This is a genomic window from Lentzea sp. NBC_00516, assembly GCF_036346835.1.
In the GTDB taxonomy this organism is placed as follows: domain Bacteria; phylum Actinomycetota; class Actinomycetes; order Mycobacteriales; family Pseudonocardiaceae; genus Lentzea; species Lentzea sokolovensis.
Genome location: NZ_CP107840.1, coordinates 942,230 through 965,284 on the forward strand (window position 1 = coordinate 942,230; position 23,055 = coordinate 965,284).

The window sequence follows — 23,055 nt, forward strand, 5'->3', positions numbered from 1 at the left end:
ACGGGTCCTCACAATCCGCTGTCCAGGTAGCCAAGTGAGACCCTGTCAACGGTGAACAGAAATGGTTTATACCAATTTCCGCTACGGTCCGCCAGATGCGCCTGAAATCGACGTTCGGCCGCGTCGCGGTGATCGCGTACGCGCTGCTGTTCACCCTCGGCTCGACAGCGGTCGCGAACGCCTCGCACGGCCGCGAGTGCGCCACCCCGTCCATCGACCGGTACCAGCAGTGGATCGCCAGTGGTGAAGGTGCCACGGAGCCCGCGACCGGCAGCATCCTCGTGCCCAAGGGACGGCACGACCACACCGCGAAGATCAAGTTCCTGGCCGACGACTGGGCTGTCATGGTCGTGTGGCTGGGCAACAGGTTCGAGGCCCAGGCCGACCTGTCGCACTCGGCCGGTTTCTGGATGACCTACCGCGCCACCAACGACCTCTACGTCCAGTTGCGACCCGCGGAGTTCTGGAGTGGCGGCGACAAGTGGGTCACGAAGATTCCGTCCACCGGCGGCAGGCTCGTGAAGCGGTTCTTCAGCTTCAAGACAAAGGACTGGACATATCTGCCCGCGCTCGGCAAGCCGTCCTACCCGCTCGCCGAGGCCCTCGACGACGCCCGTGGCCTGGTGTTCGTCGGCAACACGAAGAACGACCTGGAGTTCCAGAGCCTGAAGATCGACGGCTACCGGCCACCCTGCGTTTACTGAGAACCGGTTACTGTCCCGGGACGTGAGAGCGCTCCCGGTCTTCCTGGTCACTGTCCTCACCGCCGCGCTGGCGACTCCCGCGAGTGCGGCGGTGAGAGACGACACGCGCTATGTCGACCCGCTGATCGGCTCGGCGGGCGGCGGCAACACCTATCCCGGCGCCGTGCGGCCGTTCGGGATGATCTCGTGGAGTCCGACGTCGACCCGCGGCGACCAGACGAACACGGGCGCTGCCAACGGTTACGCCTACGACGCCACGAGGGTGCGCGGCTTCAGCCTCACGCACGTCAACGGCGCGGGCTGCCATCCCGGCGCGGCAGGGGACGTCCCGATCATGCCGCACGTCGGTGACATCACCTCGTCGCCGACCGCGGACACCAAGGACCAGATCTTCGCGAGCGACTTCTCCCACGCCGACGAGAAGGCCGAGACCGGTCGTTACCGGGTGGGCCTGAAGTCCGGTGCCACGGCGGACCTGTCCGTGTCGACGCGCGCGGGCATCGGCGAGTTCACGTTCCCCGTCAACGGATCACTGTTGTTCCGCACCTCGAACTCGCTCAACGGCAGCGAGGACGCCGACATCAGCATCGACCCGGCGACGAACACCGTCTCGGGCTCGGTGCTGACCGGCGCGTTCTGCGGCCGTCGTGCGAACGGCGGCACGAACAACCAGAAGACCTACTACCGCCTGCACTTCACCGCGTCGTTCGACCGTCCTATCTCGGCCTACGGCACGTGGATCAACAGCGAACTGCGGCCCGGCACGACGTCCGCTTCCGGCGGCGAGGGCTACCTGACCGGAAGCAACCGCGCGGGCAAGGGTTCCGGCGGTTACGTGTCCTTTGCGGACAGTGCGGTGCGGATGCGCGTCGGCATCTCCTACACCAGCCTCGACGCCGCGAAGCGCAACCTCGCGACGGAGATCCCGAAGCGCGCGACCGTCGCCGACGTGGCGGCGGAAGCCAGGAAGGCCTGGGCGAAGCAGCTCCGCGCGGTCGAGATCGACGGCGGCACCGCGGACGAGCGCACGATCTTCTACACCGCGCTCTACCACACCTTCCTGCAGCCCAACGTGATCAGCGACGTCGGCCGCGAGGTGCGGTACGGCAACTTCTCCGGCTGGGACCAGTACCGCGCCCACACCCAGTTGCTGGCCCTGCTGGCACCGGACGTGGCGAGCGGCTACGCCCAGTCGTTGCTGGACATCTCGCGCAAGAACGGTGGTGTGTGGGATCGCTGGGTCCACATCACCGGCCCGACGCACGTCATGACCGGCGACCCGTCCGCCCCGGCCATCGCGGGCATGTACGCCATGGGCGCGCGGAACTTCGACGTGCGGGCGGCCTACGACTCACTGCTGCGGCAGGCCACCGTCCCGCACCCGGACGGCCTGTCCGACAAGGGCTGCCCCGGCCAGTGCGAGGGCCAGCGCCCGAACCTCGCCGAGTACATGCGCCTCGGCTACGCCCCGCAGGACACCTGCCACTGCTGGGGCGGCGCCGCCGAGACGCTGGAGGACTCCGTCGCCGACCAGGCGCTCGCCGACCTGGGTAGCAGGCTCGGCCGTCCCAGCGAGGAGATGCGGAAGCGCGCGGGCTGGTGGCGCAACACGTTCAACCCGGCCACCGGCCACCAGCAGGCCCGCAAGGCCGACGGCACCTGGGTGACACCGTTCAACCCGGCCTCCGACCAGGGCTTCGCGCAGGGCAGCAGCGCCACCTACACGTGGATGGTGCCGCACGACGTCCAAGGCCTGGCCGAGGTGATGGGCGGACCCGAAGCGGCGGCGACCAGGCTCGACGCGTTCTTCCACCGCGCGGACGGCTCGTGGGCGACCGGCGGCGACGCGTTGCGGTATGACCCGACCAACGAGCCGGGCATCCACACGCCGTGGATCTACAACGAGCTCGGCCAGCCGCGGAAGACCCAGGAGACCGTGCGCGCGATGGCGCGGCTGGTCTACCGCACCGGCCCGTCCGGCCTGCCCGGCAACGACGACCTGGGCACGATGTCGGCCTGGTACGTCTTCGCCGCTCTGGGCCTGTACCCGCGCACACCGAGCAGCGCCGAGCTGCACGTGTCGAGCCCGATGTTCCCCAAGGCGCGGATCACCAAGAAGAACATCACGATCCTGGCCACCGGCACGCCGGGCATCTATGTACAGGAGACGCGGTGGAACGGCCGCAAGGTCGAGCAGCCGTGGCTGCCGGAGGCGTTCGTCGAGCGCGGGGGAGTGCTGGTCTCACGTCTTGAAGGGTGATCCAGCACCCTCGGCACGGGTGTGGCTGCGCCGCGCGGTGGCGGACAGCGGCAGGGCGACGTCCTCCAGGGACTTGTTCTCCGCGTCCACCGCGAGTGACCGCGCGACCAGTCCGCCCGCGACCATGATCGCCGCACCGACCAGGTAGCCGATGAACAACCGCACCGGCTGGTCCCCGGTGCCGATCAACGCGCCGTAGATCACCGGGCCGAGCGCGCCGAAGCACTGGGCGATCGCGAAGAACACGCCGATCGCCTTCGCGCGCACCTCCAGCGGGAAGATCTCGCTGACCGTCAGGTACGCGGCACTGGCGCCGGCCGAGGCGAAGAAGAAGATCACGCACCACGCGATGGTCTGCGTGATCGCGTTCAGCACCCCGCTGTAGAACAGCAACGCGGTGATGCCGAGCAGTGCGCCGGAGATCGCGTAGGTCAGGAACAGCATCCGGCGGCGGCCGATGGTGTCGAAGAGGTGCCCGATGGTGAACGGCCCGACGAGGTTGCCGACCGCGAACGCGATCAGGTACAGCGGTGTCACCTCGGAGGGCACGCCGTAGAACTTGCCCAGCACCAGCGTGTAGGTGAAGAAGATCGCGTTGTAGAGGAACGACTGCGTGATCATCAGGGTCGCGCCCAGCACCGCACGGCTGGGGTACTCGCGGAACAGCACGCGGGCCAGCGCGAAGTAGCCGATCTCCTCGGCGGGCTTGATCTCGATGGCCTTCTTCTCGTCGACGGGTGGCAGTTCCGCGCCGGACTCCTTCTCGACCTCGCGCTCGATGCCGGTGATCGTCTTCTCGGCGGCCTCCTCGTGGCCGTGCATGATCTGCCAGCGCGGGCTTTCCGGCAGGTGCCTGCGCACCACCAGGATCACCAGGCCCAGCACCGGTCCGATTAGGAACCCGAGCCGCCAGCCCAGCGACAGCTCTACGTGGTTGAGCAGGATGTACGAGCCGAGCGTGCCGAGCACCGCGCCCGCCCAGTAGGTGCCGTTGACCGCGATGTCGACGCGACCCCGGAAGCGGGCGGGGATGAGCTCGTCGATCGCGGAGTTGATCGCCGCGTACTCGCCGCCGATGCCCATGCCGGCGATGAACCTGGTCAGGTACAGGAAGACCAGCCAGCCCGTGCCGTTGCCCAGCGTCAGCGCGGTCAGGCCGGAGCCGACGAGGTAGACGCCCAGCGTGATCATGAACAGCTTGCGGCGGCCCAGCCGGTCCGAAAGGTGACCGAACCACAGCGCGCCGACGACCTCGCCGATCAGGTAGACGGTGGCGAGCAGGCCGACCGCGGTCGACGACAGCCCCAGCGTCTCCGGTTTGGTCAGCGTGTCGGCGATCGCGCTGGCGACCGTGATCTCCAGGCCGTCCAGGATCCACGCGACGCCCAGCGCGACGACCATGCGCGTGTGGAACGGCGACCAGGGCAGCCGATCGATCCTGGCGGGAATCAGTGTGCTCACACCGTCGGCCATCTCAGCCCCTCACCGCGATGAGCGCCTGAGCCGCGCTCTGCTTGATCCGTGTCTTCACCCAGTTCCGCAGGCCGAGTTTCTCCATCTGGCCGTCGGCGATGCGATTCACGAAAAAGCAGTACCCGGCGTCTTTTCGTTGAAACTCAGTCCGCTCGCTGTCGATGAAGTCGACATGCGCATACGAGTACTTTGTCCGTTCCGATAGGAATTGTCGGTAAATCGACCAGATCGTCGATTTCCGGTTACCCCTCGCCGTCGCAAATGGGTTCGAATCGCGGCCCGGTGGAACCCCGCGGGGACAGATCGTCGCTCGAGCGACGAGTCCGCCTTGGAGGATTCTTGAGATTCGTCATGATTGTGTCGGTTTGTCCGGTGTCGCGTGAACGGTGAGAACGAACTGGACGAGGAGTCGCTGCACGACAGCGAGGCGTTGCCCACCAGACGTCCGCACCCGATCATCGTCGCCGCGAGCCTGACCGCGCGAGGTGGTGTGCTCTGGTTGCCCATCGCCGGGCTGCTCGTGTTGGCAGGCAGGGAAAAGGCCGCGAAGCGCGCATTTGTGGCGGCCATCTTCGCCATGCCGCTCGGACACCTGATCAGCCTCTTCGTGCACCGTCGCCGGCCGCAGGTCCCGGCCATGCCCGCGCGCAGGGCGCTGCCGGAGCACCCCCGCTCGTCCTCGTTCCCGTCCAAGCACGCGGTGACGGCCGCCGCGTTCGGCACCGCCACCGCGCTCGTGGACCGCGAGGCCGCCGTGTTCGTGACGCCGGTGGTGTTGCTGGTCGCCTACAGCCGCCTCAGGACCCGTGTGCACTGGCCCACGGACGTCCTGGGCGGCTTGACGATCGGCGCTCTGGTGGCGCTGGCTCAGGCCGGGATCGGGCGCTCTGCCAGGGCCAGGGCGACGGCGTGCAGGTTGGCGGCCATCGTGCGGCCGGTCTTCTCCGACCACTCGTGACCCTCGTCGGTGTCCGAGTAGCTCGGGCCCGGGCCCGGACCGCGGTTCCAGTAGGTCCAGGCCTGGCCCGGGATCGTGTAGCCGATGTCGCCGAGGCCGCCGCAGATCTCGCTGATGACGTGGTGCGCGCCGTCCTCGTTGCCGGTCACCACCACGCCCGCGACGCGGTTGTAGGCGACGGGCCGGTCCTCGTCGTCGGTCTCGGAGATCATGGCGTCCATCCGTTCCAGCGCCCGCTGGGCGAGCGAGGACGGGCGGCCGACCCACGTCGGGGTCGCGAACACCAGGATCTCGGCGTCGAGCAGCAGTTGGTGGACGTTCGGCCACTCGTCGCCGCCGCCGAGGTCGGTCTCCACGCCCGGCGGGATCTCGTGGTCCGCGAGGCGGAACGACGTGACCTCGACGTCCTTCTTGGTCAGCTCGTCGATCACGACCTGGGCGAGCAGGTCGGTGTTGGACGGGTCAGGGGACTTCTTCAAGGTGCAGTTGAGCACAACGGCACGCATCAGGGCCTCCTCCACTTCGCGTGACCGGGACGGCCGGGCGGGTGTCGAGCGGGAAGAGATCGCCATGCCCTACCGGCCACCCGGTCCCTACCGACTACCCGGTCGTGCTGGTGTGAATCGTCCTGACCGGGGGTATTCGCTGACCAGCACCGAGCCAGGAGGTCGTGATGCCAGCGGGATCGAACGCGAAGCGCGAACGTCAGTACGAGCACATCAAGGACTCCGCCGAGGACCGTGGCGCCTCGCCCAAGCGCGCCAAGGAGATCGCCGCGCGGACGGTCAACAAGAACCGCGCGCAGGCCGGTGAGTCCAAGACCGCGAGCCGATCGTCCATCAAGGACATGTCGCCGCAGAAGCGCGGCGGGCAGCGGTCGCACAGCGGTGCGCAGGGGCCGACGTACGACCAGCTGTACAACGAGGCGAAGCAGCGCAACGTCAAGGGGCGCTCCAAGATGACGAAGAAGGAACTCGCCGACGCTCTCGGCCGCTGACGTGTCCGAAGTGGACAAGAACGCCGCGCTGACGATCCTCACCATGGAGCACAACACGCTGCAGATGATCCGCACGGCGACGATCACCGACGCGACCGGCCGGGCGGGCCACCTGCTGACGACGATCTCGGCGTCCATGATCGCCCTCGGGTTCGTCGCGCAGGTCGTGCCGCTGACGGTGTTGCTGACGCTGATGCTGGTCATCTTCTCGGCGCTGTTCCTGATCGGACTCGCCACGCTGTTCCGCACGGTCGAGCTGACCATCGAGGACGTGCAGGCCGGCCTCGGGATCAACCGCATCCGGCACGTCTACGGCGACCTCGAACCGTCGACCAGGGACGTCTTCGTGCGGCAGATCCACGACGACACCCTCGGCGTCGAGGCGGACGGCGGCCAGACCGGCTGGCGCAAGACCCGGCGGCCGCGGCTGATCGGCACGACGCTGGGCGTGTCCGGCCTCGTGAACCTGGTGAACGGCCTCGTCGCCGGCGTCATCGCGGGCTCGGCGGCAGGTCTGCTGAGCGCGGGCCTGACGTGGTCGATCGTGATCGGCGCCATCGGCGCGGTAGTGGTGTTCAGCGCGTTCGGCGTGGCACTCGGCCGGATCGGACGGCGCGGCCTCGCCCCCATCGCCACGCGCTACCCGAGGAAAGACCCGAACTGAAGGAGAACCACCATGCAGTACGACGTCGTCGACCTGATCATGCAGGACCACCGCGAGGTGGAGCGCCTGTTCGACGAGCTGAAGAACCACCCCGAGAAACGCCCGCTGCTGACCCCGGTCATGTGCGGCCTGCTCGTCGCCCACAGCCGCGCGGAGGAGTCCGAGGTCTACCCGCCGGCCAAGGACGCGGGTGGGGAGGACGAGGTCGAGCACAGCCAGGAGGAGCACGCCGAGGCCGAGCAGTTGCTCGCCAAGCTCCTCGACTGCGAGTACGACTCGCCGAAGTACGAGAAGGCGCTGCAGGACGTCATCGACTCCATCACCCACCACGTGGAGGAAGAGGAGAAGACGGTGCTGCCGGGCATGCGCAAGCGGCTCAGCGCGCAGCGTCGCTACGAACTCGGCGAGGCGTTCGCCCGCAGCCGGGCCGACCACCTCGGTGAGCTGCCCGGTCAGGCCACCCGCGAGGAACTGCTCACCCAGGCCCAGAACCTCGGCGTCACCGGTGCGTCGAACATGACCAAGGAGCAGCTGCGCAAGGAGCTGGAGAAGGCAGCGTCCTCCTAAGCGTCGTCGGTCCGCACGGTTGGATGTGCACGGTCCGGGCGCCGGTGTGTGCGTCCCGGCCGTGCCAGCAGCGGTAGTTGTCGATGACCAGGAGTTCGCCCTCGTTCACCCTGATCCTCGGCAGCGTCCGTTGCACCCGCTCGACCTCGTTGTCGAAGCGGGCGAGCATGTCGATGACGTGTTCGGCGGCGGGGTCGCGGTGCAGGGCCGCGACCCCGTCCGTGCGCCGCGTGATGCCCTTGCTGGTGCGCGTGCCTGCCACTGGCCATACAGGTCCACGTCGCACCCCGTGAGGAAGTCCTTCAGCTCCGCGTCGAGCGAATCGGCGAACTCGTGCGCGTCGAGGACGAAGGACTGGCCTCCCTACTGGGCCTGGGAAGCGCCTAGCACCTGGACGTGGTCCTCGTCGGGATGCCTGCGCGCCACGGGTTTTCCGGCGATGCCGAAAACCATGTCGAAGCTGTCCGCGTGCAACCCGGCTTCGCCGTCCACCGAACGCCCGATCTGGTGACGGACAGCAGGGAAGCTGCCACGGGCAACGAGTTCGGAAGGCCGGTCAGGACCAACCGCGCCCGTGTCCGTCAACGTCCTGCGCGGCCGGATCCAGCGCCTGCAGGCGGGGCACGATCATCGGCGCGGCCCGAAGTCGCGTGACGACGGCACCAGCGCGGCCAGCGCGGGCGCGGCGAAGCAGATCACCGCACAGGCGGCCAGCACCACCGGAGCCCCGAACGCCGAGATCGCCGGGGCGATGAGCGCCAGGCCGATCGGCGCCAGGCCGTAGGACATCAGGAAGTCCAAAGAGGACACCCGGGCGAGCTTGGACGGCTCGACCTCGCGCTGGGTCGCGGTGAACCACGGCACGTTGAACAGTTCGATGCCCAGTCCCGCCACGGCGTAGGCGGCGATCACGACGAACGGGTGCACCGGCATCAGCAGGCTCAGCGGCGCGAACCCGTACAGCGCGAGGCCGAACAGCGCGGTCCAGCCCGCGTGGCGCGGCCGCCAGCGGGCGATGAGCAGGGCGCCGGCCAGCGCGCCGAGCGTGTACGCGGTCAACGCGCCCGCCAGCACCGCCTCGGTGTCGTAGCGGTCGCGGCTGACCAGGGGGAGCACCACGCCGGTCGCCGAGTAGCCGGTGGCGATCACCGCGGTCAGCGCGACGAGCCCGGCCAGGAACCACGGATGCCTGCGGGCCTCGCGCACGCCGTCCCAGAAGTCCGCCACGAAGCCCGAACCGCCGCCAGGAGCCGTGCTGCCGGTTCCCGCGGGCGGGACCAGGGCCGCGACCAGCCACAACGCGCCGATGCCGAGCAGCAGCACCTGGGTGTTCAGGACCAGGGCGAGCAACGCGGTCAAGCCCGGCGCCACCAACGTCGTCACCCGCACCGAGAGGGTCATCGCGGCGTTGGCCTGCTGCCGTTGGTCGGTCGCGACCACCTCGGCGGTCAGCGCCTGGAAAGCCGGGCGGCACGCGCCCTGGCCCGCTCCCATCGCCGCGGCCGCGACGGCCGCGAACACCAGCGAGTTGCCCACGAAGGCAGCGAGGACGGGCGCGGCGACGGCGGACACGAGACCGGACCACAGAACCACCTGGCGGCGCGCGTAGCGGTCGGCCAGGACGCCGCTGACCGGGACGGCGGCGAGGAATCCAGCGGTGCGCGCGGCGAGCAGGACGCCGAGTTCCACGGCCGTCAGCGAGCGCGAGAGCACGGCCAGGCCCAGCACGAACGGCAGCGCCCAGGTGGCGATGCCCGATGCCGTCGTCGCGGTCCAGAGACGGAGAAAAGTGGTGCTGCGCAACACCGATGGGCTGCGCATTGTGTCGTGGGCCACGCGATCGACCTTCCAGCAGGGTTGCAATGAAAATGATTGTCGTTACAGTAGCGCACACCGTTCGAGTGAACTTTCTGGAGGATCCGATGTCTCACCCCGCCCGGTTCGGCCTGGCGTTGGTCGCGGTGCTCGCCGCGGGCTGCGCCACACCGGGAGGCGCCCAGGCGCCGACGGCTCAGTCGGTGGTGGTGGACAGCTGCGGCAAGCAGCTCACGTTCACCGGCACGCCGCAGCGGGTGGTCACGCTGGACCAGAACTCGACGGAGACGTTGCTGGCGCTGGGAATGCAGGACCGGATGGCCGGCACCGCGAACGTCAAGACCAAGGTGTCGCCCCGGTTCGCCGACGCCTACGCGAAGATCCCGGTGCTGTCGCCCAAGATCCTCACCTCGGAACCGCTGCGGGCGGCCAACCCCGATGTCGTCGTGGCGTCGTTCAAGGAGCTCTTCACCGCCGACCGCGCCGGAACGCGCGACGAGCTGGAAACCCTTGGGGTGCCCACGTTCGTGAGCGCGGTGAACTGCCCGGACGGCACGACCGCGCCGTTCGACCGGCTGTTCCGCGACTACGAGAACTTCGGGAAGATCTTCGGCATCACCGAGAAGGCGAACCAGCTCGCCGCCGAGCAACGCGCGGCTGTCGCCGAAGTCCAGGCCGTGAAACGGGATCCGGTGAAGGTCGTCTGGGTCTACTCGGTGTTCAAGGGCGTCCCGTACGTGGCGGGCAAGGACGGCATGCCCAGTCAGATGAGCAGGATCGCCGGTGCTGTCAACGTGTTCGACGACCTCAGTCAGGAGTGGCCGGAGGCGTCCTGGGAGGAGGTCGCCCGCCGCGACCCCGACGTCATCGTGATCGGTGATCTGTCCGAACGCGGCAACCCCGGCGACAAGGCGAGCGAGAAGCTCGCGATGATGCGTGAACACCCGGTCGTCTCGCAGCTCAAGGCGTTGCGGGAGAACAACGTGATCGAGCTGCCCGGCATCGAGATGGACCCGTCCGTGCGCACGGTCGACGCGCTCAAGGCGTTCGGCGCCGGGCTCGACAAGATCGCCGGCCGTGGCTGACGCCGCTCTTCTCGACCCGGTCGTCCTGGAAGCTCCGAAAACCTTTCAACGCAAGAAGAACACGTTTGTGGTCGGGCTGAGCCTCGTCGTCCTCGTGGTGTCGATGGTGCTCGCCGTCCGCATCGGCGTGGGCGCGGGCTGGGCCGAGATCGGCAGGGCCGCGGGTGGACGCCTCGGCCTGCCGGTCGTTCCGCTGCCGCGCCTGCTGGACTCGCTGATCTGGGATCTGAGGGTGCCGCGGGTGCTGCTCGCGGCGCTCGTCGGCGCGGCGCTGGCGGTGTGCGGCGCGGTGCTGCAGAGCGTCACGCGGAACTCGCTGGCCGACCCGTACCTGCTCGGGGTGTCGTCCGGCGCCTCGACGGGCGCGGTGGTCGTGGTGGTGCTGGGGTTCGCCGGCTCGCAGCTCGGGGTCACCGGCGGGGCGTTGATCGGCGCGCTGGTGGCGTTCGGGTTGCTGATGCTGCTGCTCCGGCGCACCGGCCTGGACTCGTCGCGCGTCGTGCTCACCGGTGTGGTCGTGGGACAGCTGTTCGCCGCGCTCACCTCGTTGATCCTGCTGACGTCCGGAGACGCCGACAGCATCCGCGCCGTCACCAACTGGCTGCTGGGATCGCTCGCGTCGGCCCGGTGGACGTCCGTCGTGGTGTGCGCGGTGGTCCTGGCCTTCGGGCTGCTGGTGGTGTGGCTGTGCTCGGCCGCGCTGGACGGGTTCGCGTTCGGCACCGACACCGCGTCCTCGCTGGGGGTCGACGTGCGCACGACGAGGATCGTCCTGCTGGTCACGACCTCGGTGCTGACGGCGGTCGCGGTGGCCGCCGTGGGCGCGGTCGGGTTCGTCGGGTTGATCGTCCCGCACGGTGTCCGGTTCCTCGTCGGGCCGTTGCACCGCAAGCTCCTGCCGCTGTCGGCCGTCGTGGGCGCGGTGTTCCTGGTCTGGACGGACGCGCTCACCCGCGTGGTGTTCTCGCCGCTGGAGGTGCCGGTGGGCGTGTTCACCGCGCTGCTCGGCGTGCCGCTCTTCCTGCTGGTGCTGCGCAAGCGGGGTGAGCTGTGAGGATCGACGTCCTGAACCTGAGCTGGGGCGTGCCGGGCAAGACCATCGTCAGGGACGTGAACCTGACGGTCGAGCCGGGGGAGACGGTCGGGCTGATCGGGCCGAACGGCTCCGGCAAGTCCTCGCTGCTGCGGTGCCTCGCCGGTCTGCGTACTCCCACCAGCGGCGTTGTTCGTCACGACGGCGTGGAGATCACGTCGTGGTCCGCCCGCGAGCGAGCGCGCAGGCTGGCGTTCGTCGAGCAGACCGCCGACACCGACAGCGACCTGCGGGTGGCCGAGGTCGCCATGCTCGGCCGCACCGCCCACCGGTCGCGATGGCGTGGGCCCGACGCGAGTGATCACGCGATCGTCGCCGCCGCACTGGAGAGGCTCGACCTCACCGCGCTGGCGGACCGGCCGTGGAAGCAGCTGTCCGGTGGCGAACGTCAGCGCACCCACCTGGCGCGGGCGTTGGCGCAACGCACGTCCGGACTGCTGCTGGACGAGCCCACGAACCACCTGGACGTGCGCCACCAGCTCGAACTGATGGAACTGGCAGGGCGCACACCGCAAACAGTTGTCGTGGCGCTGCACGACCTCGCGCTGGCCGCCCGCTACTGCGACCGGCTGGTCCTGATGCACGGCGGCACGGTCGTCGCGGACGGCCAGGCGGCCGACGTGCTGACCACGCCGCTGCTGCGCGAGGTGTTCGACGTGGAAGCCGAGATCGGCCGCGACAGCCTGGGCCACCTGGCCGTCGGCTACCGCGAGCCGGTCCGCTGAGAAGGGGGAGACATGTCCACTGTGGATGATCTGATAGCAGAGGTGCTGGCGGGCCGACACGGTCCCGATCCGCGAGAACTACCTGCCACCAGCGTGTTCTGGGTCCACCACGGCACCAGGCTGGCCGGCGGCGACACCACCTACCGCAACCAGTACGTGCTGGTCCGCGTCGGAAGCGCGTTCGGCGCCTGCGCGTTCGCGGAAGGCGACGCCGACCCGGCCGTGGCAGCGAACTACTCCGGTGCTCCCGTCGCCCGCCTGCTCACCGAGGCCCCGGCTCCGGTGCGGGTGGCGGCGCTCGACGCCTACCTCGGCAGCGTCCGTCCACATCGGACCTCCGATGCCGAACGGGTCGTGCTGCCGTCCGGAACGCCGGAGGAACGGGCGCGGGCGAGAGATGCCGCCGTCGCCGGCCTGCTCGACGTCGATCCCGGCGCCAAGGTCGCGTTGATCGGCGTGGTGAACCCGTTGGTGGCGGCCATCCGCGAGCGCGGCGCCGAGTGCCTGCCGTGCGATCTCTCGTTGCGCACGACGCAGTGGGGCGACCCGGTGACCCCGGACATGCGCGACGTCCTCGGAGTCGCGGACGCAGTGGTGGCGACGGGCATGACGATCGGCAACGGCACGTTCGACGAGATCCTGCGCGCCTGCCGCGAACGCGACATCCCGCTGATCGTCTACGCCCAGACCGCGAGCGCCGTCGCGCGCCACTTCCTCGGCGCGGGAGTCACCGCCCTGTCCGCGGAACCGTTCCCGTTCTCGCAGTTCAGCGCCGACGAATCCGCGCTGTACCGCTACCGAGCAGGAGAGAAGACGTGGACCACCACATCGCCGACGCGCTGAGCCGTCCCGCCCTGGTACGCCTCGACTCCCACACCCTCTGCCTGCGCTTCGAGACGATGAAGGTCGCCTCCGCCCTCGAAGCCGTCCGGTACCTGCTCGAACGCGGCACCATCGCGCAGGGGGACACGCTGGTCGACAGTTCCAGTGGCATCTACGCGCACGCCCTCGCGTTGGCCTGCCACCGCTACGGCCTGCGCTGCCACATCGTCGCCTCCACGACGGTCGACAAGACGTTGCGCACGCAGTTGGAGATCCTCGGTGCGACCGTGGAACCGATGCCGCCGTCCGCGAGCCTGAAGCTCGACCAGAGCCGGCGGGTGGCACGGGTGCGGGAGATCCTGCGCGATCATCCACGCCACCACTGGATGCGCCAGTACCACGACGACGTCCACTACCGCGGCTACCGGCCGATCGCCGACCTCATCCGCGAGCACACCGACTGCGACCACCTCAGCATCGTGGGCGGTGTCGGCACCGGGGCGTCGACCGGGGCGTTGGCCATGTTCCTGCGCGAGACGGCGCCCGGCGTGGAACTGGTCGGCGTGCAACCGTTCGACAGCGTCACGTTCGGCAGCGAGCACGTGCACGACCCGGAGATCATCATCGCCGGGATCGGCAGCTCGATCCCGTTCGGCAACGTCGACCACACGCTCTACGACACCGTGCACTGGTTCGGCTTCGACGCGGCTCTGTCCGGCAGTGTGGCCCTGCTGCGCGAGCACGCGATCTTCGCCGGGCTGTCAGCGGGAGCGGCGTACCTGGCGGCGCGGTGGGAGCAGCGGCTGGATCCGGAACGGCACGTGGTCGTGCTGGCCCCGGACACCGGCCACCGCTACGTCGACGCCGCGTACTCCCGGCACGCGGAGGTGCCCACGCCGGACGAGTTGCGGCCACGCCAGATCGCCAAGCTCACGGAGATGGACCTGCCGTGGTCGCGGATGCACTGGAACCGGGCAGAGGCGCCGCCGAACGCGGTCAGTCGGCCGATCGCGGTGGCTTCCTGAAGAACGCCGCCACGCGCTGCCCCACGTTCCGCTGAGCCAGCGGACCCTGGCTCAGCGCGTGAGCCAGGTCCGGGTCTGAGGCGCGAAGCCACCGTTCGATGTCACTGAGCTGCTGCTGTTCCTGAGCACTGAGCATGCCCGCTCCCCAGGTCGGTCCGGCCTGCCGAAGAGCCGCATACCCGGCGGCTCAGCGGTTCAAACCGGTTTCGGCTGCGGAGGAAGCGGATCGTCGTCCGGCCCGGGAGGCCGCACCGGGTCGGCGTCCGGGCCGGGCAGATGTGGCTGGTCCGGCCCGGTCGGTTGCGGCTGATCCGGACCCGGCGTGGTCGGCACGGGTTCCGCTGGTGGAATCGGTTGGTTCATGACCGTTGGGTACCCGCCGGTCAAACCCTTCCCACCCGATTCTCATCCGCGTCGAATTAAGCCCGTTTCCGCTAATGAGCCGTCCTGCCTGGCCGACAATCCGTCCAGATTCTGTTTGGATCCGGCAGAACGGGGCGGGGACTTGACGCTGTCCAGGGCGACACAGGGGTGGTTCCACGGTTCCGAGCAGACCCGCGGCCTGCAGTTCAGCGGCGCGATCGAGCTGCTGCGGCTGCTCGACCGCCTGGCAACCCGCCCGCGCTGGCCGTCTCGCGACGTGCCGCTGCCGATCGTCTGCCTGCGCCGCCCGCCCGGTGCGAAGGGGCCGCTCGAGGCGCTGGTGAACCGGCCCGCGGACACGCGCGGTCGCCGGATCCCGTACGCGCTGGTCAACGGTGCCGCGGAATCCCGGCGGAGGCTCCTCGACGACGTGGTCGGGCAGCTCGCGAGCGAGGTGCGGGGCGTGGCGCGGCTGCGGTTCCCGCGGTTCGCGCTCGTCGGGTGGTTGCTCGACCTGACGCTGCCCGCCGGCGTCGAGGCGGAGGAAGAGGAACGGGAGATCGCCCGGGAGTTCCGCCTGCACCTGCAGCGGCGCATGCGGGTGACGCGGGACGGGATGCAGGACCTCGCGCACGACTTCCCCTGGTGGATCCGGCTGATCATCGGGGTGATGCCGCGCATCGGCCTCGCGCTGATGGCGTTGCTGTGGCGCCCGGCGAAGTGGGTGGGCGAGCAGTCGCTGGGCGGCCGGTCGCGCCAGGGCCTCTACCGGCTCGCCCGCACAGTGGTGAAGGAACGCCTGGCAGAACACCACGAGGACGAGGTCGGCGACCTGCTCGTGCGCGCGCTGCTGGAGGATCTGCGACGTTCGCACCGCCGTTGGACCTTGTGGGGAACGGGCCGGCGGCGCACGGGGTGTCCGTGGCTGCTGCTCGACAACCACAACGGTGACTGCGTGGGACAGTGGCTGGTCGACGCCATCGGCCGTGCTCGCAGTGGCGTCCGGAGTGGACAGTCGTGGCGCGCGAACCCGTTGAGCCGGCCGGATCCGCTGCTCGTGGTCGCGGCGAAGGAGTCGGCAGACGTACCGGCGACGCACGCCGCGGACGCGCTCGCGGGTTATCACGACTGGCTGCGGCAGCTGTCCCGGTCGGAGAACTGGGTGCTGGCGCTCGACACCGACGCCACCGAGCCCGCGCGCGGCATCGTCGGCGCGCTGTCCGAGTTCCCGCCCCTGCGCCTGCGCAGAGCCCTCGCCGCGCCACTCGTGCTGCTGGTGCTCGCCGGATCACTGGTGGCCGTGCCCTTCCTCAACAACGCCAGGTGCGACGAGTGGTGGTCGCCGTCGCTGCGCTCACCGCTGGAACGGGTCGGCGCGGAGTGCATCGGGGTGTCGGCGGATCCGTTGCGGCACTTCGTTCCCGACTGGGTGCCGGACGACATCCGGCCCGCGCTGGAGGACGTCTACGGCCGGATCGTGGCCGAGAACCGCAAGGCGGCGCTGCGGCCGGACGCGATCACGATCGTCTTCCTCAGCGTGCTGACCCCCAGCACCGCCAACAGCTTCCACGCCCTGGTCGAGGAGCTGCGCGGGGTGTGGGTGGCGCAGAAGAACAGCGACGTGCCCATCAAGATGTTGCTGGCCAACGGCGGCGAAGGACCGGGCGGCCGCGGCCTCGCGTCCGGTGACATCGCCGCGGACAAGATCATCGAACTGGCGGCGCGCGACCGCAGCGTGGTCGCGGTGACCGGGCTGTCGATCAGCTCCGACACCGCCAAGTCTGCTGTGAAACGGCTGGGCAGCAACGCATTGCCGATCATCGGCACGCTGACGTCCGCCGACGACATGGCGAGCATCAACGAGTACTACTACCAGGTCGGGCCCAACAACCTGCGTGAGGCGAAGGTCGCCGCCTACTACCTGCGCAGCCGGTTGAACGTGACGAACGTGGCGATCTTCTTCTCCGGCGACACCGGCGACAGGTACAGCCAGAACCTGGCAGAGGACGCCCGGCTCTCCTTCGCCGAGCGCGGAATCGTGGTCAGCCAGTACAAGTCGTACCGGGTCGCGAACGACGACGAGGGCCTGGCGCCGGCGAGCCTCGGCCAGGGCGCGTGCCCGGCGGAGGACACACCCGGCTACGCGGTCTTCTACGCCGGCCGCGCCCAGTACCTGGCGGAGTTCCTGCGCGGCATGAACAGCAAGTGCCAGGGCAGCACGCCGCCGGTGATCGCGAGCGACTCGTCCACGCGGTTCATCCTGGAGGGGACCATGGCCCAGTTCCCGAACGTGCGGCTGGACTACCTGTCGTTCGCGAGCCCCGCCGCGTGGGCCGACTGCGGGAAGGTGCCGTTCTACAAGAACTACCTCGACGTGTTCCGCAAGACCTGCCAGACGCTGGGGGACGGGCGTTCGGCCGCCGCCTACGACGCGATGCAGGTGCTGGCGGAAGGGGTCCGGCAGGTGCGGCGGACGGATCCGGGCGCGCGGGTGCGGGAAGGTCTGCTCGCCGGGATCGGCAGCATCCGGCCGGACAACGCCATCCAGGGCGCCACCGGGACGATCGGGTTCGGGGCGAGCACCCGCCTGCCGGCGAACAAGGCCGTGCTGGTGTTGCAGGGCAACACGGACACGACCTCGACGCCTCGGCTGTTGTGCGGTGAACTGCCGTTCCGCGAGGACCTGGCGGCAGGGCTGGAGCAGGACGGGGGATGCCCGCGCGATCCCCAGTAGGTCAGCGTTCCGGACCCAGCACGGGCTTGACGTCGACGATCGGCGTGCCGTCGATGGCCTCCAGGTGCGCCACCCGGATCTTGAGGCCGTCCACCGCCGTGATCCGGACGTGGTGCAGGCCGATCGGGTTCGGGCGGTCCGGCGAGCGGGTCGAGAACACGCCTGTCTCCGGCCGGGCCTCCTCGCTGCGGGGATGCACGGCCAGCACCGATCTGTCGGCGCGGTCGAGCCAGGTCAGGACCAGGACGTCCTGGCCCGCTTCCAGTTCCCGCATCGCCCGCGCGTACTCGGGCGCGAACACGAGCAGGGCCTCTGGCGCGCCCTCGTCGGGTTGCTTGGGCGCGACGGAGCGGTCGGTGAGGGGCGATTCGACGTGGCCGATCGGCTGCAGCTTCATCAAGTCCCGCAGTAGGTCCGGTAGGTGGCACTGAAGTCCCGCGGCGCGGGATCGGCGAAGTATTCCAGGCCGGGCCGTTCGCCGAACGGGGAGGTAACCGCTTTCAGCAAACGGTCGAACGGGCCCATGTCGCCGTCCGCCCCGGCGGCCAGCGCCTCCTCCACGAGGTGGTTGCGCGGGACGTAGACGGGGTTGGCGCGGTCCATCGCCTCGGCGTCCGGCCCGAGTTCGCGCCAGCGCGCGAGCCAGGCGTCGACGGCCGCGAGGTCGAGGAACAGCGAGCGGGCGGGTTCCGCGTCGCCGCGAGCCGCCTTGCCGAGGAGGTGGAAGAACGACGTGAAGTCGACGTGGTTCTCGTGCATCAACGCGAGCAGGTCCTGCAGCAGGGGCTTCACGTCGCCGGACACGCCGAGCTTGGCCCGCATGCCGCCGATCCAGGTCTCCTCGAAGTGCGCGTCGAACGTCCGCAGCGTCGCGAGGGCCAGTGAGACGGCCTCGTCCTCGTTCTCGGCGAACAGCGGCAGGAGGGCCTCGGCGAGGCGGGCCAGGTTCCACTCGGCGATGATCGGCTGGTTGCCGTAGGCGTAGCGGCCGCGGTGGTCGATGGAGCTGTACTTCGTCGTCGGGTCGTAGGCCTCCATGAACGCGCACGGGCCGTAGTCGATCGTCTCGCCGGAGATCGTCATGTTGTCCGTGTTCATCACGCCGTGGATGAAGCCGACCAGCATCCACCGGGCGACGAGGGACGCCTGGGCGGCGACCACCTGCGCGAACAGCTCCAGGTAGGTGCTGCCGGGGTGGTGGCGGGCGATCGCGTGGTCGGCGAGGCGGCGCAGCAGGTCCAGGTCGCCGGTGTTGCGGGCGTACTGGAAGCTGCCGACCCGCAGGTGCGACGCGGCGACCCTGGCCAGGACGGCACCGGCCAGCGGTTCCTCGCGCTGGACCACGTGCCCGGTCGACACGACGGCCAGCGCACGGGTCGTGGGGATGCCGAGCGCGTACATGGCCTCGCTGATCAGGTACTCGCGCAGCATCGGGCCGACGGCCGCCAGCCCGTCGCCTCCTCGGGCGAACGGGGTGCGGCCGGAGCCCTTCAGGTGAAGGTCGCGGAGCCGTCCGTCGGCGTCGGTCAGTTCACCGAGCAGGAGCGCGCGGCCGTCGCCGAGCCTGGGGGAGTAGCCGCCGAACTGGTGCCCGGCATAGGCCTGGGCGACACCGCGACCGCTCACGAGAAACGGCAGATCGTCAGCGCGCAGCCGGCTGGGGTCGAGGCCGAGCTCCTTCGCGAGTGGCTCGTTGAGGGCCAGGAGTTCCGGTTCGGCGACCGGGACGGCCTCCCACGAGACCGCCATCTCCGGCACCGCGTCGGCGAAGTCGCTGCTCAGGCTGATGTTCACGCCCCCAACGGTACCGGGTGCGCCTCTCGATGAGTGTGATCGCGCTCTCACCTCGAACTCGGCTGAACCGATCCGAGGAGCTGTACGTGATTGGGGGTGAACAGGTTGACGAAAGTCCACTCAGGAATGAGAAAAACAATGCGTCGCAAGCAAGTTGGGTTCGCTGCTGCCCTTTTCGCGGTCGGTGTCATCGCGTTGACGGCGTGCGGTCAGGGTGCCGCTCAGTCCGGATCTGCCTCTCCCGCAACGGAATCGTCCTCGGAGGCGCAGCAGGCGTCCGCCGAACAGTCCGATGTGGACTTCCTGCGCGGATCGGCGAACTCCAACAAGGCCGACCAGAACACCGGCGACCGCGCTCCGGCGACCGCGTCTCCCGAGGTGAAGCAGAAGTGGGTCGAGCTGCGCGTCGCCGACGCCGGTGGCCTGGAGCCCGCCGTCGTCAACGGCAAGGGACTCTCGGTCTACTGGTTCAGCGACGACCCGGTGAAGGGCGGAGTGTCCAACTGCAACGGTGACTGCGCCAAGACGTGGCCGCCGATCACCGTCACCAAGGGCACCAAGCTCTTCTTCCCCGGCATCAAGCGCGAGAACATCGGCTTCGTCAAGCGCCAGGACGGCGCTACCCAGGTGACGATCGGCGGCCGCCCGATCTACCTGTTCGGCAAGGACGAGAAGGCCGGTGACATCAAGGGCCAGAACGTCGGCAACAAGTGGTTCGTCATCAACCCCGAGGGCAAGCGCGCCGTCGCTCCCGCCGAGGCTCCCGCCACCCAGCCCGCCCCGCCCGCTTCCGGCGCCAAGCCCGCGAACTCCGTGACCTTCTTCAGCGGCAAGAACTTCGACGACTTCAGCGGCAACAACTTCGCGACCGGCGTCAAGGTCGAGGCCAAGTGCGGCGACCTGCGTGGTGGTTTCAAGTCGCTGTCCCCGGACGGCGCCGTGAAGATCTGGTCCGAGCCCGGCTGCAAGGGCAAGTCCACCGTCGTGTCCGACGACGTCGCGGACACGGCCGCGCTCGGGTTCCCCGACGGTGTGAAGTCCTACATCCGCGCGTGAACCTGATCGGGTGAACGCCAAGGCCGCCGGAGCACCCCAGCTCAGGCGGCCTTTCGGGCTCGCTACGCTGCCCGCATGCGCTACTCCGCCATTGCGCTGGCTTTCCTCCTGCTCGGGTGCGGCACCGGGACGTCGTCCCTGCCCACGATCAAGCCGGCCCCCACCTCGTCGACCGGCTCACCGCTGCCGGACCTGCAGCCCAGGCTCGACGCGATCGGCGTCCTGCTCACGGACTGCGCGGCGCGCCTGCGAGGCGAGCCCGTCGCCCCGGCCGACAACTGCACGCACGTCATGCCCGACGTGACAGGGGTGATCGACGAGGTCGAGAAGCAGTCGGCCAAGCTGCCACCCGCAGGCCAGACCGCCCTCACCGAGGTGCGCCGCCAGCTCGCCGAGATCGCGCCGTGCGAACCGTGGTTCGCGGCCGGCGGGACGAGTGCGGACGGGCAGCTCGACGCCGCGTGCAAGAAAGCCTGGGACGCGCTCTACGACGGCTACAGCGCCGTGCGCAACTCCGCCTAGTCTGGTTCCACTGTGGACTCGACGACCTCGACGACCTCGGCGAAACGCGCGGTCAGCTCGTTCGAGATCTCGTAGTGGCGCACCAGGAACGTGCGCTCGTCGAGCTTCTTGCGCCGCAGCCAGCCAGTCACCTCGGCGTTGCACTTGCTCGCGTTGCACGATCCGCACGCGGGCACGATGTTGCCGAGCGTGTAGCGGCCGCCGCGGGAGAGGGCTTGCACGCAGTCCTTCTGCAACGAGCTCGCGGGAGCGGTGCAGTAGGCGCAACCGCCCCACGCCGTCTTGAGGGCGTCCCACTGCTCGTCGGTGAGGTCGTTGATGACGCGGGCCATGCGCTTCTTGCGCTTGCGCGCGGCGCGAACCTGTTTGCTACCGCCGGTCGGCACGATCGGTGAGACTACGCGTCGCGATGGTCAACAGGTCGGAGGCGGGGCCCCGGGGTGTCCGCCCGGACGGCCAGACCGCCCTGAGCGCGCGGTGCAGGTCGACGCCGCTGACCTCGACCTGGACGAGCGTGCGGGCGGCGATGTCGGCGGCCACGGTGTGAATGCTCAGGACGGCGGGGCCGATGCCGCCGATCGCGGCCGCCTTGATCGCCGTGGTCGACGACATGTCGAGCAACGGCCCCGCGGACTCGGTGATGCCCGCGGCCTTCAGCGCGTGTTCCCAGGCCTGCCGCGTGCCCGAGCCAGACTCCCTGCTGACCAGCGGCGTCGCGGCGGCCTTCGCGGCGGTGACGCGCCGCCGCTTGGCCCAGGGGTGACCGGGAGCGACGACGAGCACGAGCTCGTCCTGGGCGACCACGCGGCTGGCCAGGCCCGCCGGCACGTCGGTGCTCTCGACGAACCCCAGGTCGGCCTTCTGGGCCAGCACCTGCTCGGCGACGTGCACCGAGTTGCCCGCCGACAGCACGGTCGCGGTGTCCGGGCTGACGGACCGCAGCGCGATCAGCCACGCGGGCAGCAGGTACTCGGCCACGGTGAGGCTCGCGGCGATCCTGAGGTGGCTCTGCCGGTCCGCGCGCAGGCTGGTGATGCCGGCGTCGAGGTCGGCCGCGCGTTCCAGCACCTGGGCCGCCCAACCGGCCACGAGCTGGCCCGCCGTGGTGAGCCGGGCGCCGCGCGAAGTGCGTTCGAGCAACGTGACGCCGACGCGGGCTTCGAGGGTCCTGAGCCGCTCGCTGGCGCTGGGCTGGGACATGCCGTGCGCCTGGGCCGCGCGGCCGATGCTGCCCAGCTCGGCGACGCTGCGCAGCAGGTCGAAGCTGGTCAGGTCGGTGACCCTGGACGGCAGAGGCATAGGGACAGCCTATGTGCACCTCGGCGATTGGTGCCTACCGAACCAGGCGCGGCGCGGGGATTGTCATGTCGTGACCGCTCTCGCACCTCAACACACCGTGCCCGTCGGGGTGCGACGAGCGGCACCATTCGGCCCGAACCTCTTCGCCTCGGTGATGGGGACGGGGATCGTCGCCACGGCCGGAGCCTCGATACCCGGCCTGCGCACCGCCGCCACGTACGTGTGGGCGCTCGACGCCGCGCTGCTGGTCTTCCTCGTGGCCGCCGCCCTGAGGCGCTGGACGTGGTCGACGGTGCGCTCGCAGCTCGCCGATCCCGTGATGGCCCAGTTCTGGGGCGCGCCGCCGATGGCGTTGATGACCGTCGGCACGGGCGCGTTGCTGCTCGGTTCCGACTGGATCGGACTGCCCGCCGCGCTGGCGCTCGACTGGACACTGTGGACGGCAGGCACGCTGCTCGGGCTGGCGACCTCGGTGCTGGTGCCGTTGCGGATGATCGGCAGCGGCGAGCGCGCGTTCGCCGGCTGGCTGATGCCCGTGGTGCCGCCGATGGTGTCCGCCGCCTCCGGTGCTCTGCTGGCTCAGCACCTGCCGGAAGGATCAGCGCGGCAGACCATGGTGCTCGGCTGCTACGCGCTGTTCGGCGTCAGTCTGTTCGCGACGATGGTGATCGTGCCGCAGATCTGGCAACGGCTGGTGCAGCACGGGCTGGGCGCGGCCTCGACCGTGCCGACGCTGTGGATCGTGCTCGGGCCGCTGGGCCAGTCGATCACCGCCGCGAACCTGCTCGCGGGTGTGCCCGTGCTGCCGGGCCAGGCCGCGTTCGGTGTGCTCTACGGCACGATCACGTGGGGCTTCGCCCTGCTGTGGGTGGCGCTCGCGGCGGCCGTCACCGTGCGGACCGCGCGGCGCGGGCTGCCGTTCGCGTTGACGTGGTGGAGTTTCGTCTTCCCGCTCGGCACCCTGGTGACCGGGACGAGCGCGCTCGCGGTCCGGGTTCCCTCGGCGATGCTCTCCGGGGTTTCCGTTGTGCTGTACGGAGTGCTCGTGGTCGCGTGGATCACGGTGGCCGCCCGCACGCTGATGCGCCGGTAGACGTAC

Annotated in this window: 24 protein-coding genes; 15 read left to right on the plus strand and 9 right to left on the minus strand. The window is 69.7% G+C overall.

Annotated elements, in window-relative coordinates; translation table 11 throughout:
• Window positions 1–95 precede the first annotated feature (95 nt).
• Entirely contained in the window at window positions 96–704 is a 609-nt protein-coding gene (locus tag OG205_RS04150; RefSeq protein ID WP_330274899.1) for a hypothetical protein, read from the plus strand.
• 22 nt (window positions 705–726) lie between these two features.
• The gene (locus OG205_RS04155) at window positions 727–2,964 is read left to right on the plus strand and encodes a GH92 family glycosyl hydrolase (protein ID WP_330274900.1); all 2,238 of its coding nucleotides are present in this window, start codon (window positions 727–729) and stop codon (window positions 2,962–2,964) included.
• Here OG205_RS04155 and OG205_RS04160 read toward each other — a convergent pair.
• A complete protein-coding gene (locus tag OG205_RS04160; RefSeq protein ID WP_330274901.1) occupies window positions 2,947–4,437 on the minus strand; it encodes an MFS transporter in 1,491 nt (496 codons plus the stop codon). The genes OG205_RS04155 and OG205_RS04160 overlap by 18 nt on opposite strands.
• 379 nt (window positions 4,438–4,816) lie before the next feature.
• On the opposite strand from OG205_RS04160, the gene OG205_RS04165 reads away from it, so the two are divergent.
• A complete protein-coding gene (locus tag OG205_RS04165; RefSeq protein WP_330274902.1) occupies window positions 4,817–5,395 on the plus strand; it encodes a phosphatase PAP2 family protein in 579 nt (192 codons plus the stop codon).
• On the opposite strand, the gene OG205_RS04170 is transcribed toward OG205_RS04165, so the two are convergent.
• Window positions 5,305–5,901, minus strand: coding sequence for a flavodoxin family protein (locus OG205_RS04170; protein ID WP_330274903.1), 597 nt, complete (start codon window positions 5,899–5,901; stop codon window positions 5,305–5,307). The genes OG205_RS04165 and OG205_RS04170 overlap by 91 nt on opposite strands.
• A gap of 167 nt (window positions 5,902–6,068) precedes the next feature.
• Here OG205_RS04170 and OG205_RS04175 point away from each other — a divergent pair, with 167 nt between their 5' ends.
• From OG205_RS04175 to OG205_RS04185, 3 genes are read left to right on the plus strand one after another with little or no spacing between them, the layout of a single operon-like run.
• Window positions 6,069–6,392 (plus strand): plasmid stabilization protein, encoded by a 324-nt coding sequence (locus OG205_RS04175; protein WP_330274904.1) that lies wholly within the window; start codon window positions 6,069–6,071, stop codon window positions 6,390–6,392.
• 10 nt (window positions 6,393–6,402) lie between these two features.
• Complete coding sequence (locus tag OG205_RS04180) at window positions 6,403–7,056, plus strand: hypothetical protein (RefSeq protein WP_330274905.1); 654 nt, start codon at window positions 6,403–6,405, stop codon at window positions 7,054–7,056.
• Between the two features lie 12 nt (window positions 7,057–7,068).
• Window positions 7,069–7,623, plus strand: a complete 555-nt coding sequence (locus OG205_RS04185; protein ID WP_330274906.1) for a hemerythrin domain-containing protein — start codon at window positions 7,069–7,071, stop codon at window positions 7,621–7,623.
• Window positions 7,624–7,986: 363 nt separating this feature from the next.
• Here the strand turns inward: OG205_RS04185 and OG205_RS04190 are convergent, their stop codons facing one another.
• Both OG205_RS04190 and OG205_RS04195 read right to left on the minus strand, forming a co-directional pair.
• Window positions 7,987–8,115 carry a hypothetical protein gene (locus tag OG205_RS04190; protein WP_330274907.1) on the minus strand — a complete coding sequence of 43 codons (129 nt, stop codon included), beginning with the start codon at window positions 8,113–8,115 and terminating at the stop codon, window positions 7,987–7,989.
• Window positions 8,116–8,250: 135 nt separating this feature from the next.
• Entirely contained in the window at window positions 8,251–9,444 is a 1,194-nt protein-coding gene (locus OG205_RS04195; protein ID WP_330278095.1) for an MFS transporter, read from the minus strand.
• A gap of 101 nt (window positions 9,445–9,545) precedes the next feature.
• Here OG205_RS04195 and OG205_RS04200 point away from each other — a divergent pair, with 101 nt between their 5' ends.
• From OG205_RS04200 to OG205_RS04220, 5 genes are read left to right on the plus strand one after another with little or no spacing between them, the layout of a single operon-like run.
• Window positions 9,546–10,523: an ABC transporter substrate-binding protein gene (locus OG205_RS04200; protein WP_330274908.1), complete on the plus strand. Its 978-nt coding sequence runs from the start codon at window positions 9,546–9,548 to the stop codon at window positions 10,521–10,523.
• Window positions 10,516–11,577, plus strand: coding sequence for a FecCD family ABC transporter permease (locus OG205_RS04205; RefSeq protein WP_330274909.1), 1,062 nt, complete (start codon window positions 10,516–10,518; stop codon window positions 11,575–11,577). Before OG205_RS04200 ends, OG205_RS04205 begins: the two co-directional genes overlap by 8 nt.
• On the plus strand, window positions 11,574–12,341 hold the full coding sequence (locus tag OG205_RS04210; RefSeq protein ID WP_330274910.1) for an ABC transporter ATP-binding protein: 768 nt from the start codon (window positions 11,574–11,576) through the stop codon (window positions 12,339–12,341). Before OG205_RS04205 ends, OG205_RS04210 begins: the two co-directional genes overlap by 4 nt.
• Window positions 12,342–12,353: 12 nt before the next feature.
• Window positions 12,354–13,184: a Rossmann-like domain-containing protein gene (locus tag OG205_RS04215; protein ID WP_330274911.1), complete on the plus strand. Its 831-nt coding sequence runs from the start codon at window positions 12,354–12,356 to the stop codon at window positions 13,182–13,184.
• Window positions 13,157–14,188, plus strand: coding sequence for a pyridoxal-phosphate dependent enzyme (locus OG205_RS04220; protein WP_330274912.1), 1,032 nt, complete (start codon window positions 13,157–13,159; stop codon window positions 14,186–14,188). The genes OG205_RS04215 and OG205_RS04220 overlap by 28 nt, the downstream gene beginning before the upstream one ends.
• Here OG205_RS04220 and OG205_RS46720 read toward each other — a convergent pair.
• Window positions 14,160–14,324, minus strand: coding sequence for a DUF3040 domain-containing protein (locus OG205_RS46720; protein ID WP_442916737.1), 165 nt, complete (start codon window positions 14,322–14,324; stop codon window positions 14,160–14,162). The genes OG205_RS04220 and OG205_RS46720 overlap by 29 nt on opposite strands.
• A gap of 369 nt (window positions 14,325–14,693) precedes the next feature.
• Here OG205_RS46720 and OG205_RS04225 point away from each other — a divergent pair, with 369 nt between their 5' ends.
• Window positions 14,694–17,285: an ABC transporter substrate-binding protein gene (locus OG205_RS04225; protein WP_330274913.1), complete on the plus strand. Its 2,592-nt coding sequence runs from the start codon at window positions 14,694–14,696 to the stop codon at window positions 17,283–17,285.
• Window position 17,286: 1 nt separating this feature from the next.
• Here OG205_RS04225 and tsaA read toward each other — a convergent pair whose 3' ends face one another.
• Together tsaA and OG205_RS04235 are read right to left on the minus strand one after the other, a co-directional pair.
• On the minus strand, window positions 17,287–17,682 hold the full coding sequence (tsaA, locus tag OG205_RS04230) for a tRNA (N6-threonylcarbamoyladenosine(37)-N6)-methyltransferase TrmO (protein ID WP_330274914.1): 396 nt from the start codon (window positions 17,680–17,682) through the stop codon (window positions 17,287–17,289).
• Window positions 17,682–19,079, minus strand: coding sequence for a protein adenylyltransferase SelO (locus OG205_RS04235; protein ID WP_330274915.1), 1,398 nt, complete (start codon window positions 19,077–19,079; stop codon window positions 17,682–17,684). Before OG205_RS04235 ends, tsaA begins: the two co-directional genes overlap by 1 nt.
• A gap of 138 nt (window positions 19,080–19,217) precedes the next feature.
• Here OG205_RS04235 and OG205_RS04240 point away from each other — a divergent pair, with 138 nt between their 5' ends.
• Together OG205_RS04240 and OG205_RS04245 are read left to right on the plus strand one after the other, a co-directional pair.
• Window positions 19,218–20,135 (plus strand): COG4315 family predicted lipoprotein, encoded by a 918-nt coding sequence (locus tag OG205_RS04240; RefSeq protein ID WP_330274916.1) that lies wholly within the window; start codon window positions 19,218–19,220, stop codon window positions 20,133–20,135.
• A 75-nt stretch (window positions 20,136–20,210) separates the two neighbouring features.
• Entirely contained in the window at window positions 20,211–20,657 is a 447-nt protein-coding gene (locus OG205_RS04245) for a hypothetical protein (protein WP_330274917.1), read from the plus strand.
• On the opposite strand, the gene OG205_RS04250 is transcribed toward OG205_RS04245, so the two are convergent.
• Window positions 20,654–21,043, minus strand: a complete 390-nt coding sequence (locus OG205_RS04250) for an HNH endonuclease (RefSeq protein ID WP_330274918.1) — start codon at window positions 21,041–21,043, stop codon at window positions 20,654–20,656. The genes OG205_RS04245 and OG205_RS04250 overlap by 4 nt on opposite strands.
• The gene (locus OG205_RS04255; RefSeq protein WP_330274919.1) at window positions 21,027–21,956 is read right to left on the minus strand and encodes a LysR family transcriptional regulator; all 930 of its coding nucleotides are present in this window, start codon (window positions 21,954–21,956) and stop codon (window positions 21,027–21,029) included. Before OG205_RS04255 ends, OG205_RS04250 begins: the two co-directional genes overlap by 17 nt.
• A 70-nt stretch (window positions 21,957–22,026) precedes the next feature.
• Between OG205_RS04255 and OG205_RS04260 the strand changes: the two genes are divergently transcribed.
• Window positions 22,027–23,049, plus strand: a complete 1,023-nt coding sequence (locus OG205_RS04260) for a TDT family transporter (RefSeq protein WP_330274920.1) — start codon at window positions 22,027–22,029, stop codon at window positions 23,047–23,049.
• The last annotated feature ends 6 nt before the right edge of the window (window positions 23,050–23,055 follow it).

What these genes read in the sequence shown, in the direction of transcription:
- OG205_RS04150 (WP_330274899.1), top strand. Translation starts at nt 96, where the DNA reads ATGCGCCTGAAATCGACGTTCGGCCGCGTCGCGGTGATCGCGTACGCG.
- OG205_RS04160 (WP_330274901.1), bottom strand. Translation starts at nt 4,437, where the DNA reads ATGGCCGACGGTGTGAGCACACTGATTCCCGCCAGGATCGATCGGCTG.
- OG205_RS04170 (WP_330274903.1), bottom strand. Translation starts at nt 5,901, where the DNA reads ATGCGTGCCGTTGTGCTCAACTGCACCTTGAAGAAGTCCCCTGACCCG.
- OG205_RS04175 (WP_330274904.1), top strand. Translation starts at nt 6,069, where the DNA reads ATGCCAGCGGGATCGAACGCGAAGCGCGAACGTCAGTACGAGCACATC.
- OG205_RS04185 (WP_330274906.1), top strand. Translation starts at nt 7,069, where the DNA reads ATGCAGTACGACGTCGTCGACCTGATCATGCAGGACCACCGCGAGGTG.
- OG205_RS04195 (WP_330278095.1), bottom strand. Translation starts at nt 9,444, where the DNA reads ATGCGCAGCCCATCGGTGTTGCGCAGCACCACTTTTCTCCGTCTCTGG.
- OG205_RS04200 (WP_330274908.1), top strand. Translation starts at nt 9,546, where the DNA reads ATGTCTCACCCCGCCCGGTTCGGCCTGGCGTTGGTCGCGGTGCTCGCC.
- OG205_RS04215 (WP_330274911.1), top strand. Translation starts at nt 12,354, where the DNA reads ATGTCCACTGTGGATGATCTGATAGCAGAGGTGCTGGCGGGCCGACAC.
- OG205_RS46720 (WP_442916737.1), bottom strand. Translation starts at nt 14,324, where the DNA reads ATGCTCAGTGCTCAGGAACAGCAGCAGCTCAGTGACATCGAACGGTGG.
- tsaA (WP_330274914.1), bottom strand. Translation starts at nt 17,682, where the DNA reads ATGAAGCTGCAGCCGATCGGCCACGTCGAATCGCCCCTCACCGACCGC.
- OG205_RS04240 (WP_330274916.1), top strand. Translation starts at nt 19,218, where the DNA reads ATGCGTCGCAAGCAAGTTGGGTTCGCTGCTGCCCTTTTCGCGGTCGGT.
- OG205_RS04245 (WP_330274917.1), top strand. Translation starts at nt 20,211, where the DNA reads ATGCGCTACTCCGCCATTGCGCTGGCTTTCCTCCTGCTCGGGTGCGGC.
- OG205_RS04255 (WP_330274919.1), bottom strand. Translation starts at nt 21,956, where the DNA reads ATGCCTCTGCCGTCCAGGGTCACCGACCTGACCAGCTTCGACCTGCTG.